18 protein-coding genes are annotated in these 17524 nt (G+C 70.9%); 4 read left to right on the top strand and 14 right to left on the bottom strand.

The window, feature by feature from the left end; all coding sequences use genetic code 11:
- The first annotated feature begins 540 nt into the window (after positions 1–540).
- Both AB8M85_RS15140 and AB8M85_RS15135 read left to right on the top strand, forming a co-directional pair.
- Positions 541–1560 (top strand): NAD(P)H-dependent flavin oxidoreductase, encoded by a 1020-nt coding sequence (locus AB8M85_RS15140; RefSeq protein ID WP_372699659.1) that lies wholly within the window; start codon positions 541–543, stop codon positions 1558–1560.
- Positions 1561–1565: 5 nt separating this feature from the next.
- Positions 1566–2435, top strand: coding sequence for an aminoglycoside phosphotransferase family protein (locus AB8M85_RS15135; protein ID WP_372699658.1), 870 nt, complete (start codon positions 1566–1568; stop codon positions 2433–2435).
- Positions 2436–2474: 39 nt separating this feature from the next.
- Here the strand turns inward: AB8M85_RS15135 and panC are convergent, their stop codons facing one another.
- From panC to dacB, 14 genes are all read right to left on the bottom strand, one after another.
- Positions 2475–3434: a pantoate--beta-alanine ligase gene (gene panC / locus AB8M85_RS15130; protein ID WP_372699657.1), complete on the bottom strand. Its 960-nt coding sequence runs from the start codon at positions 3432–3434 to the stop codon at positions 2475–2477.
- Between the two features lie 33 nt (positions 3435–3467).
- Entirely contained in the window at positions 3468–4343 is an 876-nt protein-coding gene (locus tag AB8M85_RS15125) for a Rossmann-like and DUF2520 domain-containing protein (RefSeq protein ID WP_372699656.1), read from the bottom strand.
- The gene (locus AB8M85_RS15120; RefSeq protein WP_372699655.1) at positions 4336–5967 is read right to left on the bottom strand and encodes a PH domain-containing protein; all 1632 of its coding nucleotides are present in this window, start codon (positions 5965–5967) and stop codon (positions 4336–4338) included. The genes AB8M85_RS15125 and AB8M85_RS15120 overlap by 8 nt, the downstream gene beginning before the upstream one ends.
- Positions 5964–6476 (bottom strand): PH domain-containing protein, encoded by a 513-nt coding sequence (locus AB8M85_RS15115; RefSeq protein WP_372699654.1) that lies wholly within the window; start codon positions 6474–6476, stop codon positions 5964–5966. Before AB8M85_RS15115 ends, AB8M85_RS15120 begins: the two co-directional genes overlap by 4 nt.
- Positions 6457–6960, bottom strand: a complete 504-nt coding sequence (locus AB8M85_RS15110) for a DUF3180 domain-containing protein (protein ID WP_372699653.1) — start codon at positions 6958–6960, stop codon at positions 6457–6459. Before AB8M85_RS15110 ends, AB8M85_RS15115 begins: the two co-directional genes overlap by 20 nt.
- Positions 6961–6966: 6 nt before the next feature.
- Complete coding sequence (gene folK / locus AB8M85_RS15105) at positions 6967–7473, bottom strand: 2-amino-4-hydroxy-6-hydroxymethyldihydropteridine diphosphokinase (RefSeq protein WP_372699652.1); 507 nt, start codon at positions 7471–7473, stop codon at positions 6967–6969.
- Complete coding sequence (gene folB, locus AB8M85_RS15100; protein WP_372699651.1) at positions 7470–7865, bottom strand: dihydroneopterin aldolase; 396 nt, start codon at positions 7863–7865, stop codon at positions 7470–7472. Before folB ends, folK begins: the two co-directional genes overlap by 4 nt.
- A gap of 3 nt (positions 7866–7868) precedes the next feature.
- Positions 7869–8798 (bottom strand): dihydropteroate synthase, encoded by a 930-nt coding sequence (gene folP, locus AB8M85_RS15095; RefSeq protein ID WP_372699650.1) that lies wholly within the window; start codon positions 8796–8798, stop codon positions 7869–7871.
- 6 nt (positions 8799–8804) lie between these two features.
- On the bottom strand, positions 8805–9416 hold the full coding sequence (gene folE / locus AB8M85_RS15090; RefSeq protein ID WP_372699649.1) for a GTP cyclohydrolase I FolE: 612 nt from the start codon (positions 9414–9416) through the stop codon (positions 8805–8807).
- A gap of 25 nt (positions 9417–9441) precedes the next feature.
- A complete protein-coding gene (gene ftsH, locus AB8M85_RS15085; protein ID WP_372699648.1) occupies positions 9442–11565 on the bottom strand; it encodes an ATP-dependent zinc metalloprotease FtsH in 2124 nt (707 codons plus the stop codon).
- A 153-nt stretch (positions 11566–11718) separates the two neighbouring features.
- On the bottom strand, positions 11719–12270 hold the full coding sequence (gene hpt / locus AB8M85_RS15080; RefSeq protein WP_372699647.1) for a hypoxanthine phosphoribosyltransferase: 552 nt from the start codon (positions 12268–12270) through the stop codon (positions 11719–11721).
- 60 nt (positions 12271–12330) lie between these two features.
- On the bottom strand, positions 12331–13380 hold the full coding sequence (gene tilS, locus AB8M85_RS15075; protein WP_372699646.1) for a tRNA lysidine(34) synthetase TilS: 1050 nt from the start codon (positions 13378–13380) through the stop codon (positions 12331–12333).
- A 2-nt stretch (positions 13381–13382) separates the two neighbouring features.
- A complete protein-coding gene (locus tag AB8M85_RS15070) occupies positions 13383–14534 on the bottom strand; it encodes a zinc-dependent metalloprotease (RefSeq protein WP_372699645.1) in 1152 nt (383 codons plus the stop codon).
- Between the two features lie 18 nt (positions 14535–14552).
- Positions 14553–16082: a D-alanyl-D-alanine carboxypeptidase/D-alanyl-D-alanine-endopeptidase gene (gene dacB, locus AB8M85_RS15065; protein ID WP_372699644.1), complete on the bottom strand. Its 1530-nt coding sequence runs from the start codon at positions 16080–16082 to the stop codon at positions 14553–14555.
- A 131-nt stretch (positions 16083–16213) separates the two neighbouring features.
- Between dacB and AB8M85_RS15060 the strand changes: the two genes are divergently transcribed.
- Together AB8M85_RS15060 and AB8M85_RS15055 are read left to right on the top strand one after the other, a co-directional pair.
- Positions 16214–16741 carry an inorganic diphosphatase gene (locus tag AB8M85_RS15060; protein ID WP_372699643.1) on the top strand — a complete coding sequence of 176 codons (528 nt, stop codon included), beginning with the start codon at positions 16214–16216 and terminating at the stop codon, positions 16739–16741.
- A gap of 13 nt (positions 16742–16754) precedes the next feature.
- Entirely contained in the window at positions 16755–17513 is a 759-nt protein-coding gene (locus tag AB8M85_RS15055) for a YitT family protein (protein ID WP_372699642.1), read from the top strand.
- The last annotated feature ends 11 nt before the right edge of the window (positions 17514–17524 follow it).

Raw genomic sequence — 17524 nt, 5'->3', positions numbered from 1 at the left:
TGCACCAAGTTACAAGAATCCCGGCAAACTGTCCTCAGCAGGCACACGGGGGTGCACCCACCAAAAACCATTCACCAATTCATAAAAAATCGGTGTCAACAAACATGGCACACTATTGAGTTCTCAATCAACAGACGCTTCCAACTTCCACAACCCGCCATCCGGCCGGCCGCTTCGCTCTGGAGCAACTTGTATAACTTACCCTACCGCGTGTCGTCCGTGCAAATCCACGGTTTTCCATGTTTTTGCCGTACGCTACGCATCCATTCCATCAGGATTCGGAGCGCAGAACGATCCGGTCCGTTTGGACTGAATTTGTAGGGGGTGGCCGCTTCTCGATCTTCAGCGTTTCCGCTGTCCTCGTCCCGGCGACTCAGAAAACTTTACACGGAATCGGACCCCTCACCAAATCGGAGATGCCTCCCTGCGGAAACCCCGCGATTCCGCGGATTCCCGGCCCCTCAGGAGGCCGTCGATGATGGAATCGCCTGGTCTCGCGACTGAGGCTTGCATCACAGCTTCCCTCCTTAGACTGGAAGCATGCCAAACCGCGACAATTCCACACACTCAACTTTCGCCCAGCAGCAGGGCCACTTCGACCTCCCGGCCCGCCTGGAACTGACCGAACCCGTCATCAACGCACCGATGGCTGGTGCAGCGGGTGGCTCGCTGGCAGCAGCGGTGAGCGCGTCGGGCGGCCTGGGCATGTTGGGCATCGGCTCCTCGGCGTCCCCCGACTGGATCTCGGAGCAGTCCGGGCTGGCGAGGGCTCCGGGGCGTGCTTGGGGTGCCGGCCTCATGGCCTGGGTCCTGGAGGAATCCCTCGAACCGCTGCGGCTCCTCCTGCGGGAACGCCCCGACCTGGTGTCCGTCAGCTTCGGCGACCCGGGGCCGGCGGCGGAGCTGATTCGTGATGCCGGGGCGCTCTGCGCAATGCAGGTGGGCAATGCCGCCGACCTCGAACGTGCGCTGCAGCCTGACATCGACGTCATCATCTGCCGCGGTGGCGAGGGGGGAGGCCACGGGCGCAACGACGTCGCGACACTCCCCCTGCTGCAACTTGCCCTGGCCGCCACCGGCAAACCGGTCGTCGCCGCCGGCGGGATCTCCGGACCCACCGGGGTCGCCGCTGCCCTGGCCGCCGGGGCGCAGGCGGCCTGGGTCGGAACCCGGTTCGCGGCATCCGACGAGTCGCTGAGCCACGACCACGTCAAGCGCGCCATTGCAGAAGCCGGGCTGGACGACACAGTCTTCACCCGTGCCTTCGACATCGCCCAGGGCATCCCGTGGCCGGCCGAATTCGGTGGACGGGCGCTGCGCAACGCGTTCAGTGACCAGTGGGCCTCGGATGAGGACCGGCTGTCCGCCGCAGTTGCCGGCGACGCCTCGATCACGGCGACCGTGGACGCAGCCCGCCGCAACGGCGACGTCTCCACGGCCCCGGTCTATGCCGGTCAATCGGCGGCGGGAAGTGCCAGCCACGAGTCGGCCGCCGACATCATCGCCGACCTTGCCGGGTTCCGCGGCCATCTGCGTGCGGCCGTGGACCGCTGGAACTGACTGGCATGCCCTCGGCGTGGGAGCACCCCTCGCTCTCCCCGCAACAGCGAGCACGCCTCGGGGAGCTCTATCCCGACGCCAGCATTGCGGCGGACCACAGTTGGCCCTTCGGCATCACCGTGCTGGAGTTCCATGCCGGGGAGGCGCACCTGCTGCTCAAGGCCAGCGCGACATCGCACCACCTGGAGCGCGAGTACCGGGCGCATACCCGGTGGCTCGCTTCCCTGGCGGGCGACGTACCGGTCCTCGTCGCCTACGACCGGGCAGCCGGGCTCCTGGTCAAGACGTTCCTGCCCGGGCGGCTCGTCCTCGGTTCGCCGGCGGAGCACGACCCGGCGGTGTTCCAGCAGGCGGGCACCTTGCTGGGCCGGCTGCACCGTGGTCTCGCCCCGATTCGGGCTCCCCACTACGAGGAGTCGATGGCGCGCAAGACGCACGCCTGGCTGGGACGGGCGGGCGGACTGGCGCCGGCCGCGCAGCTGCGGGCGGCCGCAGACTGGTTGGAGGCGTTCCGCCCCTCGCCGGTGGAACTGGTGCCGACGCACGGTGACTACCAGCCGCGGAACTGGCTTGTCCGCCCGGATGGCCGGCTGGCGGTGATCGACTTCGGCCGGGCGGAACTGCGTCCCTGGTATTCGGACCTGGTCCGGATGCAGCATGGCGACTTCGCCACCCGACCTGGCCTGCGGGCTGCGTTCATGGACGGCTACGGGCCGGGGCCGACGCCCGACAGCGGCTCTGCGGACGATGCGGGCCGCCGGCTCGATGCGCTGATGCAAGCGGTGGGGACGATCGTCTGGTCGCAGGGGATGGGCGATGCGGCCTTCGAGGAGCACGGGCGGACCATGCTGGCCCGGATCCTGGCCGACTCCTGATCCCGGCCGCTTGGGCAGCAGCGGCGGGCCAGCACGGGGTCAGGAGTCGCCGAGCGGCATGTTGTCGATCAACCGGACATTGCCGACGCGGGCTGCCACCAGCACCAGGGCCGTACCGGTGAAAGGGGTCTCCCGGCAGTTGAAGGCCAGCGGCTCCAGCGTGTCGGGATCCACGACCTCCAGGTAGTCCAGGTCCACCAGCGGCTGGCTCGCGATGAGCGCTTCGGCATCGTCGACCATCAGCGGCTCGTGTGCCTGGGCGCGGTCGCGCAGCAGGAACAGGGCGCGGCTGAGCACCAGTGCCGCTTCGGCTTGTTCGGGGCTGAGGAACCGGTTGCGGCTCGACAGCGCCAGGCCCTCGGGGGAACGCACGATCGGCACGGCGTGGATCCGCACCGGGTAGGCCAGGTCGGCGACCATGCGGCGGACGATGGCCAGTTGCTGGGCGTCCTTCTGGCCGAAATAGGCGCTGTACTCCACCGGGACCGGGGCCAGCGGCGGCGGACCTGCATGGTGGAGCAACTGGGCGACGACGGCCAGCATCCCGTCGAAGTGGCCCGGACGCGAGGCACCCTCGAACTTCTCCCCCAGTTTTCCGCTGGAGAGCCGGACCAGCGGCGGGCCGTCGGGATAGACCTCCGACTCCTCCGGCGCGAACACGATGTCAGCCCCCGCATCGTCCAGGAGCTCGAGGTCGGCGTCCAGGGTGCGTGGGTAGCGGTCGTAGTCGGCGGGGTCATCGAACTGCAGGGGGTTGACGAACACGGAGACGACGACGACGTCGTTCGCGGCTCGGGCCGCCCGGACCAGGTGCCCATGGCCCTCGTGCAGGGCACCCATCGTGGGGACCAGGGCCAGCCGGCGAGGCGTGCCGCCCACGGCGCCTTCTTCCAGCAGCCGGGCCGACAGGGTGCGCAGTTCGGCGACCGTGCGGGCCAGCAGGGGCCGCGTGGGCGCCAGGGGGGTACCGCCGTCGTGCGGGGAGGGTGCGCTGTTCACGCGACGAGTCTATCCCGACACGCCCGGGAACGGTCAGGCCAGGGCGTCGAGGATGGCCGCGGCCTGGGCCTCCGAGAGCAGCCCACGGTCCAGGGCGCGTTGGGCCGTCGCCCGGCCAATGGCCAGGTAGGCGGCGCGGATGTCGGCCGGAATCCCGTCGCCGGCCAGGGCGGCGCGGTGCACGTCGATCGTCCCGGTGTCCCCGCGGGCCACCGGGCCGGTCAGGGCCCCCTCGCCGGAGGCCAGCGCATTCTCCAGCGAACCGCGCATCAGCGGGCCCAGGACGCGTTCGGGGTATTCGACCCCGACGCGGCGCAGCAGTTCGGCGGCCTGGCCGGCGATGGTGACCAGGTGGTTGGAGGCATGGGCCAGGGCGGCGTGGTAGGTGCCGCGGTCGGACTCCTCGATGACGGTGGATTCGGCGCCCATCTCCACCACGAGCGCCTGGGCGATCGGCAGGACCATCGACGCTGCGGTGACCCCGAACATGCATTCCTGCAGCCGGTCCAGGTCCAGGCTCATCCCGGTGAAGCTCATGGCCGGGTGGATGGCCAGCGGGATGGCGCCGGCGGCCTGGGCGGGGGCGAGGATGCCGGTGCCGTAGCGGCCGGCGGTATGCACCACGAGCTGGCCGGGTTGCCAGTGCCCGGCATCGGCCAGGCCCTGCACCAGCGGGGCGAGCGCGTCGTCGGGGACGGCCAGCAACACCAGTTCGGAGCGCCGGACGATCTCGGGGATGTCCAGCACGGGCACGCCGGGCAACAGTGCATCGGCCCGTTCGCGGGAGGATTCGGAGACGGCATGGACCCCGACCACCGCGTGCTCGGCGGCCCGCAGCGCGGCCCCGAGGACCGCGCCGACCTTGCCGGCACCGATGACCCCGACCCCCAATCGTCCGGGCTTAGCCACGGTGTTCCCCTTCCAGCCAGTGGTCGCGGTCGTTCAGCCGCCGGGCGGTGGCGGCCCGTTCGGCCTGGCTCATGAACAATCGGCGTCCGGTGTCCAACCCCATCTGTTTCACCCGTGGGGAGATCGGGCCGTCCGTGGTGCACAGCTGGATCCCGGACAGCCCGAGCCGGCGGTCCAGTGGTCCCTGGGTGAGGATGATGCCTTGGATGCGCTCGTGGGGGACAACGACCAGCGAGTGGATGAGCACCCCGGCCCGGGAGAACAAGGCCGTGTCGGTGACGGCGAAGCCCTGCCGGCGGTGCTCGAACGGCGAGAGCCAGCGGGCGCTGCGCGGAGAGGAGGTGAAGCCCTCGGCATCGCCGGTGCCGGCGACCCCGGCCTCGACGAGTTCGGCCGGGCGGGTGGTGCCGGGGTCGGGCAGCACGATGCCCAGCACGTTGAGCACGTCCTGCCGCGTCCCGACGGGCAACACAGTCGAGCGCAGGGCCGCGTCCTCGCCTTGGCCGCCGTATCCGGCGACGTTGACGACGACCTTGTGCCAGCCGAAGCGCCGCCAGATGATCCCCTGGGTGACCATGACCGCCTGGACGCGGCCGGGCGGGACGGTCTGGTGGCGGGTGTCGAGCAGTCCGTAGCTCAAGCGCAGGCCGTCGGCGCCTAGGGCCGCGCGGAAGTTGTAGCCCTGGTTGAACTGGCCCCAGAGCGCGGGCACGACGCCGATGAGGAACGGGATCATGTAGAGCACGCTGAACTCGCCGTCCGTGGCGACGGTGGCGACCAGGCCGCCGATGACCGCCAGCAGCGTGAACCCCACCCACGGCGAGAGCAGCGTGGCCGCGACCATGCGCCGAGGCGGGACAACGACGACCACCCGTTCGGACTCCCCGGCCGGCCACGGCCCATTCTCGGCGGGGGCTGAGGCGGCGGCAGGTGCCCCGGCATCCGGTGCGGGGGTTGCACCGCCGTCGAACCCGGTCCCCGCCTCCGCGTTCCCCGTCTCCCCGGCCCCTGGCCCCGAGGCAGTAGCCGGGTCCGGTACGACGGCGGGGCGCGCACCGGCGGTGCCCGCGGCGCGGTCCTGCTTGAGGCCGGCGGCGCGGGAGAGGATCTCGGTGCGCAGCTCCCGGGCGTGGTCGATCTTGATGAAGGCCAGGCGCATGGCGGTGGATCCGGCGTCGGCGACCTCGAATTTGAGCTCGGCGAGCCCGAAGATGCGGGCCAGCAGCGGTTGGACGATGTCGATGGCCTGGACGCGGTCGATGCGGGCCTGGCGTTGCTGGCGGAAGACGATGCCCGAGTTGACGTTCACGTGCTGGCCGGTGACCTGGTACTTGGTGAAGTACCAGGACAGGAAGAACGCCCCGACGATCAGCAGCAGGATCCCCACGCCGCCGACGACCAGCCACAGCAGGCCGGGGTTGAAGGACCAGCCGCTGCCGTCGTCGCCCGAGCGGTCGGCACCGTTGAAGAGGTTCTCCAGTGAGTTCTGCCCGAAGAAGTAGAGGATGGCCAGCACGGCGATCCAGCCGCGCACCAGCGGCGATACCGGGTGCACGCGGTGCCAGGGCGCCGCATCCGACCCGGCCTCCTGCGGGCCTGCCGGCTCGGTCGGTGTCCCGGTCACAGTCCGGCCAGCCTCGCCTCGCCGCGGGCCGAGAGGCGTTCGCGCAGGCGGCTGCCCTCGGCGGCCGGCAGCCCGGGGATCTCCGCCTTGGCCGTGGTGGAGGCGGTGTGGAGCTGGACCTTGCACAGGCCCAGCGCCCGGTCGACGGGCCCGACGGCGACGTCGACGTACTGCATGCGCCCGTAGGGCACGACCAGGACCTTCTGGAACATGAGTCCGGTGCGGATGAGCAGGTCGTCGTCGCGTTCGGCGTAGCCGATCGCCCGGACCTGCCGCGGGATGACCGCCATGCGGGCCAGGTCGGCCACGACGGCGAGGGCGAGCAGCCCCCAGGCCAGCCACGCCGGGTACCCGGGCCAGACGCCGGTGAGCATCAGGACCAGCGGGACGGCCAGCACGGCCCAGGTGATCAGCGCCGAGATGGCCCAGCCGACCAGCCGGACCTTGGAGTACGCCGGGGAAACCCGTTGGAACTGCAGCCCCTCCGGGTCAATTGGTTCCTGCGGCATACCCCTCGTCTCCCTTTCGGTCCCGGCCCCCGGCTCCCGGGGCGGATGGATCGTCGGGCGGCAGCTTGCAGAACTGCTCCACGACCCATCCCACAATAACCATGACCAGCGAGACGACAATCATCACCAGGGATGAGATCACGACCTGGTTGCCCAACCCGGCTCCGCGCAGCAGGTCCAGCAGGATGCCGGCGTGCCAGCCGGCGATCAGCGACCCCGCGTAGGCGGTCGCCTGCGCCAGGACCAGGGTGCGGGCCGCCTGGAGGGGGTCGAGGCGGCGCTTGAGCTTGCCCTGCTTGTAGCGGCGCACCCGCCACCCGAAGCCGAAGGTGATCGCCATGCCGGCGGTCATCGTGACCAGGGAGGGCCATTGCAGGACCGGGGAGGTGTAGCCGTTGCCGGTCAGCGCCACCTGCGCGACCCATCCGGCCAGGGCCGAGCCCAGGCAGATCAGCAGCAGCCACAGGGGGCGGATCGTGCTCATGGCCTCTCAGCCGTCCTCGGGGCGGGGATACGGGGCCAGGCCGTCCCGGTCGGCCGCGGCGGCGGCCAGTTCGGCCACTTTCCGTCCGCCGAGGGTGGCGTCGGGGTCCATCCAGGCCCACGGTTGCAGGACGAAAGCCCGCTCGGCGGCCCGGGGATGGGGCAGGGTGAGGACCTCGTCGTCGGAGGCGAGCTCGCCGTAGGTGATGATGTCAACGTCCAGGGTGCGCGGGCCCCAGCGGACCTCGCGGACGCGGTGGTGGGCCTGCTCGACGTGCTGGCAGTGTCGCAGCAGCTCCAACGGGGCGAGCGTGGTCTCGACCTCCATCACCAGGTTGAGGAAGTCGGGTTGCCCGGCGGGTCCGCCCACGGGCCGGGTCTGCGCGATGGCGGAGACGCCGCGCAGGCGGACTGCGGGGTGGGCGGTGAGTTCGTCGACCGCGTCGGTGAGCGTCGTGGAGCGTTCGCCGAGGTTGCTGCCCAGGGCGATGACGGCGTGGACCGCGGTGCTCATGGGCGTTCCCGGTGGATCTGGATGCTGACGTCGCCGAAGGGGACCTCGATGGGGGCCTGGGGCTTGTGCACGGTGATGTCCACGGCGTCCACGGCGAATTCGGCCAGCACCATCTCCGCCAGCTTCCCGGCCAGCGTCTCGATGAGGTTGTAGGGGCCGGAGGCGATCACATCCGTGACGCGTTCGGCGAGCACCCCGTAGTGCGCGGTGTCGGCCACGTCGTCGGAGGCCTCGGCGGGGCGGAGGTCGGTGTAGAGCACGACGTCGACGACGAAGGGCTGGCCATTGCGCTTCTCGTGCTCGAACACCCCGTGGTGTCCGGTGGCCGTGATCCCGTTCAGGGCGATCCGGTCCCGGGGGCCGTGGTGGGCCGGGGGCTGGTGGCCGGGCATGGGTCAGTCCCCCAGGCGGGCGGCGGACGCCGGGTCCTGCCAGGCCCGGGCGACCTTCAGCGCGTCGACGGTGCCCTCGACGTCGTGCACGCGCACGCACCATGCCCCGGCGGTGGCGGCCAGTGCGCTGGTCGCGGCGGTGGCCACGTCGCGCTCGGCCGGTGCCGCGGGCTTGCCGCCGTCCATGAGCAGGGAGCCGAGGAAACGCTTGCGGGAGGTGCCGATGAGGACCTTGTGGCCCAAGGCCTTCAGCTCGGGGATGGCCCGCAGCAGGGCCCAGTTGTGTTCCGGGTCCTTGGCGAACCCCAGGCCCGGGTCGATGATGATCTGCTCCGGTTCCACGCCGGCGGCGGTGAAGGTGTCGCGCAGGCCGGTCAGCTCGGCGACGACCTCGGCGACGACGTCGTCGTAGGTGGCCTCGGTGGTCATGGTCTTCTGGTCGCCGCGGCGGTGCATCAGCACGTAGGGGACCTTGAGTTCGGCCACCAGTGCCGGCATGTCTGCCTCGTGGGTCAGCCCGGAGACGTCGTTGACGATGTGCGCCCCCGCCTCCAGTGCGGCCCGGGCGGTGGAGGTGTGCATGGTGTCGACGGAGACGATTGCCCCGGCCTTGACCAGCGCGGCGACGACCGGGACGATCCGGTCGCGTTCCTCGGCGGGGTCGACGTAGTCGGCGCCGGGCCGGGTGGATTCGCCGCCGACGTCGATGATGTCGGCCCCGGCGTAGAACATCCGCAGCCCGTGCTGGATGGCGTCGTCGGCCTTGAGGTACTTGCCGCCGTCGCTGAAGGAGTCCTGGGTGACGTTCAGGATGCCCATGACCAGCGTGCGGTCGGTGGGCAGATCGGCGACGGTCTTGGGGGTCTTGACCGGGCGGATGACGGGCAGGGGGGAGGTGGCGGGTCCGGTTCCGGGGACTGCTCCGAGGGACATGGTGACCTACTTTCCGAGAATGAGGCTCATGGCCTCCGAGCGCGTGGCCGGTTCACGCAGCTGGCCGCGCACGGCGCTGGTGACGGTCTTGGCTCCGGGTTTCCGCACGCCCCGCATGGACATGCACAGGTGTTCGCATTCGATGACGACGATGGCCCCGCGTGGTTGCAGGTGCTCCATGAGGGCCATGACGATCTGGGTGGTCAGGCGTTCCTGGACCTGGGGGCGCCGGGCGTAGAGCTCCACGAGCCGGGCCAGCTTGCTCAGTCCGGTGACCTTTCCGTCCCAGCCGGGGATGTACCCGATGTGGGCGGCGCCGTGGAACGGGACCAGGTGGTGCTCGCACGTCGAGTAGAAGGGGATGTCCTTGACCAGCACCAGCTCGTCGTGGTCGATGTCGAACGTGGTCGAGAGCAGCTCGGCGGGGTCCTCGTGCAGGCCCGCGAAGAACTCGCTGTAGGCCTTGGCCACCCGCTTCGGGGTGTCCACCAGGCCGTCGCGGTCGGGGTCCTCGCCGATGGCCACGAGGATCTCCCGCACCGCGCGGGCGATGCGTTCCTGGTCCACCGTGCCGGGGGTTTCGGACACGACGATGTCCTGTTCATCTAAGGTGCTCACAGTTCCGATCCTAGCGTGCGCCGGGTCAGCCAAGGTGTCCGGGGCCTCCCTGGCCCGGCTGGCCGGGGGTGGTCCCGCCGTCGCTGCCCGGGCCCAGTCCACCGTCCCCCCCGGCATCGGGACCGGGGGTCCCGCCGGGCAGGTCGGGTCCGGAGCCGGGGTCGACGACCACGTCCGAGTGCCCTTCGCGGTCCTCGTCCGCGGGGTTGCCGGCAGCGGCCTCGGCGGCCTGCCGGCGTTCCAGCGGCGACAGGACCGGTCCCTCGGGGTGGACCGGGCGGCTGGATTTGGAGAGCCAGACGTCGCGCTCGGGGCGCTTGACGATGTCGTGGAAGACGGCCGCGAGCTCCTTCTGGTTCAGCGTCTCCTTTTCCAGCAGGGCCAGGGCCAGGCGGTCGAGCACGTGGCGGTTCTCGGTGAGCACGGCGTAGGCCTCGTCGTGGGCCTCGTCGATCAGCGAGCGGACCTCCTCGTCGATGACTCCGGCCATGGCGTCGGAGTAGTCGCGTTCGGCACCGCCCTCGCGGCCCATGAAGGGCTCCCCGCCGACGTTGCCGAGCTTCACGGCGCCGACGCGCTCGCTCATGCCGTACTGGGTAACCATCTTCCGCGCGGTCCCGGTGGCCTTCTCGATGTCGTTCGAGGCGCCGGTGGAGGGGTCGTGGAAGATGATCTCCTCGGCGACGCGCCCGCCCATGGCGTAGGCCATCTGGTCCAGCAGCTCGTTGCGGGTGACCGAGTACTTGTCGTCCTCGGGCACGACCATGGTGTAGCCCAGGGCGCGGCCACGCGGCAGGATGGTGACCTTCGTGACCGGTGCGGTCTGGCGCATCGCTGCGGCCACCAGGGCGTGTCCGCCCTCGTGGTAGGCGGTGATCTTGCGTTCGTGCTCCTTCATCAGCCGCGAGCGCTTCTGCGGGCCGGCCATGACGCGGTCGATGGCCTCGTCGAGGGCGCGGTCGTCGATGAGCTGGGCGTTGGAGCGTGCCGTGAGCAGGGCTGCCTCGTTGAGCACGTTGGCCAGGTCGGCACCGGTGTAGCCGGGGGTCTTCTTCGCCACGGCCTTCAGGTCGACGTTCTCCGCCATCGGCTTGCCCTTGGCGTGCACGGTGAGGATCTGCTCGCGGCCGACCAGGTCCGGGGCCTCCACCGGGATCTGCCGGTCGAAGCGGCCCGGGCGCAGAAGGGCCGGGTCCAGCACGTCGGGCCGGTTGGTGGCGGCGATGAGGATGACGTTGGTGTGGGCGTCGAAGCCGTCCATTTCCACCAGCAGCTGGTTCAGGGTCTGCTCGCGCTCGTCGTTGCCGCCGCCCACGCCGGCCCCGCGGTGCCGGCCGACGGCGTCGATCTCGTCGACGAAGATGATGGCCGGGGAGTTGGCCTTGGCCTGCTCGAAGAGGTCGCGCACGCGGGAGGCGCCGACACCGACGAACATCTCGACGAAGTCCGAGCCGGAGATCGAGTAGAACGGCACGCCCGCCTCGCCGGCGACGGCCTTGGCCAACAGGGTCTTGCCGGTGCCCGGAGGGCCGTAGAGCAGCACGCCCTTGGGGATCTTGGCGCCCACGGCCTGGAACTTGGCCGGTTCGGAAAGGAACTCCTTGATTTCGTGCAGTTCCTCGACGGCTTCCTCGGCGCCGGCGACGTCGACGAAAGTCACCTGCGGCATGTCCTTGGTGATGAGCTTGGCCTTGGACTTGCCGAACTGCATGACCTTGGATCCGCCGCCCTGGGCCCGGGAGAGCAGGAACCAGAAGAGCAGGGCGATGAGCAGGAACGGGATGATGAACCCGAGCATGCTCACGAACCAGTTGTTCTCCACGGGCTGGTCGGTGAAGCCGTCGAGCTGGGCATCGGCGATGGAGTGCACCACGTCGTCGGCGCGGGCGGTGGAGTAGTAGAAGGAGACCTTCTTGCCCAGGTTCTCACCATCCTGGGTGAAGTCCTGCTTCAGCGACAGGTCCACGCGCTGGTCGCCGTCGTAGATCTTGGCCTCGGAGGCCTTGTGGTCCTTGAGTAGTTCCAGGCCCACGCTGGTGTCGACCCGCCCGGTGTTCCCGGCGGTGAGAGTCGGCAGGAAGAGGAGCAGTGCCGCGACACCGATCAGGACCCACACGGCCCAGCTGTTGAAGATCTTCTTGACGTTCATGCGTTGGGGGCCCGACCCCCGTCCCTCCTGGTCGCGGACGACGGCGCGCCCGGGTGTTTCATGAGTACTTCCATCAGTACACTCTCGTCCCCCTACACGCTCGAGCGCGCCGGGAAGTTCCCCTGACGGCGTAAGGACCGGCCGTCGTCGTGCCTACTCGTAGACGTGGGGGGCCAGGGTGCCGATGAAGTCGAGGTTGCGGTACTTCTCGTCGAAGTCGAGGCCGTAGCCGACCACGAATTCGTTGGGGATCTCCATGCCGACGTACTTCACGTCGATTTCGACCTTGGCGGCCTCGGGCTTGCGCAGCAGCGTGCAGATCTCCACCGAGGCCGGGCCGCGGGAGATGAGGTTGGCGGTGAGCCAGGACAGCGTCAGGCCGGAGTCGATGATGTCCTCGACGATCAGCACGTGCTTGCCCAGCAGGTCCGTGTCCAGGTCCTTGAGGATGCGCACCACACCGGAGGACTGCGTGCCGGAACCGTAGGAGGAGACGGCCATCCAGTCCATCGAGACGTGGGAGTGCAGCGCCCGCACCAGGTCGGCCATGACCATGACCGCGCCCTTGAGCACCCCGACGACGAGGATGTCCCGGCCGGCGTAGTCCGCGTCGATCCGGGCGGCCAGCTCGTTGATCTTCTCCTGGATTTCTTCCTTGGTGTACAGAACGTGTGCCAGGTCGGCGGTGACGTCGTTCGAATCCACGAATGGCTCCTGTGCTCGGTTGTGCCTGCGCAGCGGCTCAGAGGGAGTGCGCCTGAGGGTTCAAGATTGCCATAGAGAGGCCGCGACCGCAGAACCGGGACCGTCGATCGCGATCACCGCGCGGTGCGTCGCCGGGTGGCTCCCGGCCCGGTGCCGGGTGGCGTGCGCAGGTCCGTCGAGCTGGATCGGTCCAGCCGATTTCCCGCCGTGGACCAGCCGGGTGAGGGCCGCGGTCCGCTCGAAGTCCGGGGCGGGTGCACCACAGTGCACGACGGCGGTGCGCAGCACCCGGGAGAGCAGGGCCTCCTCGAGGCCGCGCAGTCCCGCCAGGTCCAGCAGCACCGGGACTGACTGGTTGCCGGAGAGTAGGACCCGGGCCAGGGCGGCGTCGGCCGCGTCGTCGAGGAAGTCGGCGTCCCGCCGGGCCAGCGTCGCGGTGCGGGCGAGCGCTTCGGCCAGGCCGGGACCGAGCACGTCGTCGAGGGCCGGGAGCAGCTCGCGCCGGATGCGGTTGCGCAACAGGGAGGTATCGGCATTCGTGGGGTCGGTCCAGTACTGAAGCCCCTCGTGGGCGCAGATCGCCTCGGTGTCCACCCGGCGCAGGCCCAACAGCGGCCGCCGGTAGGGACCGCGGGAGGCGGGCATGCCGGCCAGCGTCCGGGTGCCGGACCCGCGGGCCAGGCCCAGGAGCACCTGTTCGGCCTGGTCGTCCAGCGTGTGCCCGAGCAGGAGGGCGGCGGCCCCGGTCTCGGCGAGCGCGGCCTCGAAGGCGGCGTAGCGGGCCGTGCGGGCGGCGGCCTCGGACGTCCCGGAGGGGCGGACACCGCGGACCAGGACGGGGTCCAGGCCGAGGCCGCGCAGCTGGGACGCGGCGGTGGAGGCCACCGCCGCGCTGCCCGGCTGGAGGCCGTGGTCCACGACGACGGCCCCGGCACGCAGCTTCCCCGTACGGTCCAGGAAGGCGGTCGCGGCGGCCAGCGCCAGCGAATCGGCCCCGCCGCTGCAGGCGACCAGGACGCGGGGCGGGTCGCCGACGCCCGCGGGGCCGCCGACGGCGTCCAGCACGGCCCGCCGCGCCTGGGCGAGCACCGGGGGCAGGTGGCCGCCCACCGCTACGACGCCGGCTGGCCGGCCACGCGGTCGATCCACTCGCGCGGGTGGTGGATCTCGTGTTCGGTGGGAAGGTTCTCCACCCGTTCCCACACGGCGTTGAACCCGTCCATGCCGATCGCGCGGACCACGGCGTCCACGAAGCGCTGCCCGTCGCGGTACTGGCGCATCTTCGCCTCCAGGCCCAGGAACCTGCGGATCCAGGTCTCGACGGGCCCGCGGTTGCCGCCGCGGGCGTTGAAACGCTGGCGGATGGTCTTCACGGTCGGCACGATCGAGGCGTCGACGGCGTCCATCACCACGTTCGCGTGCCCCTCCAGCAGCGACATGACGGCGGTCAGGTGGCTGAGCAGGGCCTGCCCCTCGGGATCCTGCAGCACCGAGAGCAGCCCGGTGGAGGAGGGGGCGCCCGAGCCGGGTTCCGGCGTCGTGCCCTGGTCCCGGCGACCGCGGCCGATGGCCGACATGGCGCCCTGCGCCGCGGACTTCAGCCGTTCGGCCAGGCCGCCTTCGGCGTCCAGCAGGCCTCCGGTCATCTGCGCGATCGTCTCCTGCAGGTGCCCGCGCAGCCACGGGGCGGCGGCGAACTGGACGCGGTGGGTCTGCTCGTGCAGGCAGACCCAGAGGCGGAAGTCGGCGGGATCGACGTGCAGTTCGCGTTCGATCTCCACGATGTTGGGGGCGACGATGAGCAGCCGGCCGCCGGAGGGGCCCTCGCCGAGCCCGGCGAACGGGTCGTATTGGCCCAGGACCTTGGAGGAGAGGAAGGCCAGGATGCCGCCGAGCTCGACGCCGGCCGCCCCGCCGCCGACGGCCACCGCGGCCGGGGACATCTTGCCGGACTGGGCGGCGACCAGCTTCTGAATCGCGGGGGCGAGCAGCGCCTGGAAGCTCTGCACGTTGGCGCGGGCCCAGGTGCCGCGGTCGACGACCAGGACGGTGGAATCGCGCAGGTCGCGCGCGGCCTCGAGCCCGGTGATGCGGTGCACGTGCTCCACGGAGGCGTCGGCCTTGGCGCGCAGGTCCTCGACGACCACGCCGATCTGCCCGGCGGTGAGCTTCGGGCCGGGGCCGACCAGGCGCGCGGCGGTGCCGCCGGCGACGTCCCAGTTGATGAGCTGCGTGTTCGTGGCGGGGGTCTGCATGCGTCCCATCACATCACGCGCGGGGCCCTAGGCGCTGCAGCCGCACCCCGCCAGAACGGCCGCGGCCCGGTCCAAGCCGGCCCGGGCCGGCTCCAGGGAGCCGTCGAACCCGTGCCCGAAGAACGCGAAGGCCAGGACCCGTCCATCCGCGGTGACCGCCGTCCCGCCCAGAGTGGCGATGCCGGTCAGCGTGCCGGTCTTGGCCCGGATCTCCCCCCGGGTGGCTGCCGAGGTCAGGCGGTGTTCCAAGGTCCCAGTGGCTCCGGAAATCGGCAGCAGGTAGGACACGTCGCGCAGGTCGGGGTTCGGGGAGGTCGCCGCGGCGCGGATGACGGCAGTGAGCTGGCGCGGGCTGAGGCGGTTGCGGTCGGACAGGCCGGAGGCGTCGGCCAGCGACATGCCCTCCACGTCGACCCCGAGGCCCGATGCGGTGGCCCGGAGGGTGTCCGTCGCCCCGCCGAACGTGGCCGGGCGTCCGGCGGCGAGGGCGGCCAGGCGGCCCATCGCCTCGGCGACGTAGTTGTCCGATTCCGCGCCCATGAAGGCCAGCTGGTCGACGACCGGGGCAGAGTGGACCACGGCCAGGGTCTCGGCTCCGGCACCGGCCTCGCCCCGGATGACGTCGTCGTTGATGGAGAGCCGGGGCACCGCCGCATCGGCGGGGCCCGAGGCCGTTCCGGAGGCCGCGTCCGGGGAGCCATCGGCCGCGGCACCGGCCGGGCCCGCGGCGTCGGCCTCGCGCTGCTCGGCGGCGACGGCAGCGGCCAGGGCCGTGCGGAACGTGGTGGCTGCCGCCATCGCCGGATCCGGCACCCGCACGCTCTGCGGGTGGCTGTCCTTGCGCGCACCGTACATGGCCAGCGGCTGGACGGCGGTGATGTTGGAGGTGCTCATCAGGGACTCGTCCCACACGGGGTTCAGGTCCGCGCCGGTGAACAGGGTGTCGTCGAGCACGACCTGCAGTTCGGTACCGGTTCCGGGGTCGAAGTTCCCGGAGGCGAAAAGGGCTGCGGCGGTCTGCTCGGCCAGGGTCGCCAGGCCGGCGCGGCTGACCGTGGCATCGGGTTCCGAGGCGCCGGCGCCGAGCAGCACGTCTCCCCCGCCGACGAGCACCACCGTGTCGTCCGAGCCGAGCATCGCCGTCGTGGGCAGGGTCTGCTCCCCGCCCAGCTGCTGCAGGGCCGCCACCGCGGTGAGGATCTTCAGGTTCGACGCCGGGGCGCTGGCCTGGTCCCCATGGCGGTTGTAGAGCACCTCGCCGGTCGCCAGGTCGATGACCTGGCCCGTGTAGGAGCCGTCGGCGTCCGTGGTGAAGGCCTTGTCGAGCTTCTGCTGCAGGACCGCGGCCCGGGGCAGTGCGCCGCCGGTGCCCAGCGGCTCGAGGGCGGTGGCGCTGGCCGGGGCCACCTCCGGGGCCGCGGTGGGCATCGGGGCGGGGTCGGCGGTGGCCGGGCGGTCCAGGAAGGCCGGGGCCAGGTTGAGCACCAGCACGCCGAGCAGGGTGCCCACGACGACGACCAGCAGCAGGGACGTGAACGTCCGCATCGCGCGTTTCATCGGTATCTTCCTCGAGTAGTGGTTGCCCGGCGCCGCCATATAGTCTTGGGGCCAGCAGCCTTAAGCCTAGACGGCGCACGCCCGGTTTCCGTGTCGCGCCCGCGCCGCAGCACGAAAGTCGAGGACCCTTCATGAACCATGACGTCACCATCGAGATCCCCACGGGCTCGCGCGTCAAGTACGAGATCGACCACGAGACGCACCGCCTGCGGCTGGACCGCGTGCTGTTCACCTCGATGCAGTACCCGACGAACTACGGCTACTTCGAGGACACCCTCGGCGAGGACGGCGATCCGCTGGACGCACTGGTCTACCTGCCCGGCGTGGAGCTGATCCCCGGCGTGCTCGTCGAGTCCCGGCCGATCGCGGTGTTCAACATGACCGACGACGGCGGCGGCGACGCCAAGCTCGTCTGCGTCCCGGCCGACAAGCGTTTCGACCACATCCGCGAGCTCGAGGACCTCGACGAGTGGCTGGTCAAGGAGATCGAGCACTTCTTCACCCGCTACAAGGACCTGGAACCGGGCAAGTGGGTCAAGAACGAGGGCTGGGAGGGCCGCGCGGCCGCCGAGGCCGAGCTGGTCCGCTCGATCGAGCGGTTCACGAAGGCCGGCGAGGCATCCGAGGAAGACGAGCCCCAGGGCCGCGACGTCGAGTAGCAGCCACACCACCATGCCCGCCAGCCCGTCCTCCAGCCCGCGTCCGGCCCTGCTAGCGCTGACACCGCTGGGGCAGTTGCGGGCGGGACGGCTGCCGTCGCGGTTGCTGCGCCTGTTCGTCGGGCTCACCTTCTTCGGGGTGGCCATGGGCGCCTTCGTCCGCGCGGGGCTCGGGGTGGCGCCCTGGGACGTGCTGCACCTGGGTCTGTCCCGGCACATCCCGCTGAGCCTGGGCACGATCATCATCGTCGTCGGGCTGCTGGTGCTGTTGGCCTGGATCCCGTTGCGCCAATGGCCCGGCCTGGGCACCATCGCCAACACCATTTGGATCGGCGTCTCCGCGGACCTGACCCTCTGGCTGCTCCCGGAGATCCACGGGCTGGCGCTGCAGATTGCCGTGATCGCCGCCGCCCTGGTCGTCAACGGCCTCGGCGGGGCGCTGTACATCGGCAGCCAATTCGGCGCCGGCCCGCGCGACGGGCTGATGACCGGGCTGCACCTGCGCACCGGCTGGAGCCTGCGGGTGATCCGCACCGGCATCGAGGTGACGGTCCTGGCGATCGGCTGGCTGCTGGGCGGCACCGTCGGCCTGGGCACCGTCGGCCTGGGCACCGTCGCGTATGCACTGCTGATCGGCCCGTCGACCCAGTTCTTCCTGCGGTGGACCGTGGTCGACCTGTCCCCGCCGGCCGCGTCGGACCCGACGGCGGCGGACCGGGACACGGCCCCCTGCCCTGGCGGCACGGCCCCGGGATCAACCGAAAACGGTTGATCATCGGGCAG

The sequence above is a fragment of the Arthrobacter sp. JSM 101049 genome (genome assembly GCF_041679245.1).
Classification (GTDB): Bacteria; Actinomycetota; Actinomycetes; order Actinomycetales; family Micrococcaceae; genus Arthrobacter_H.
This window is presented reverse-complemented; position numbering and strand designations above follow the sequence as displayed.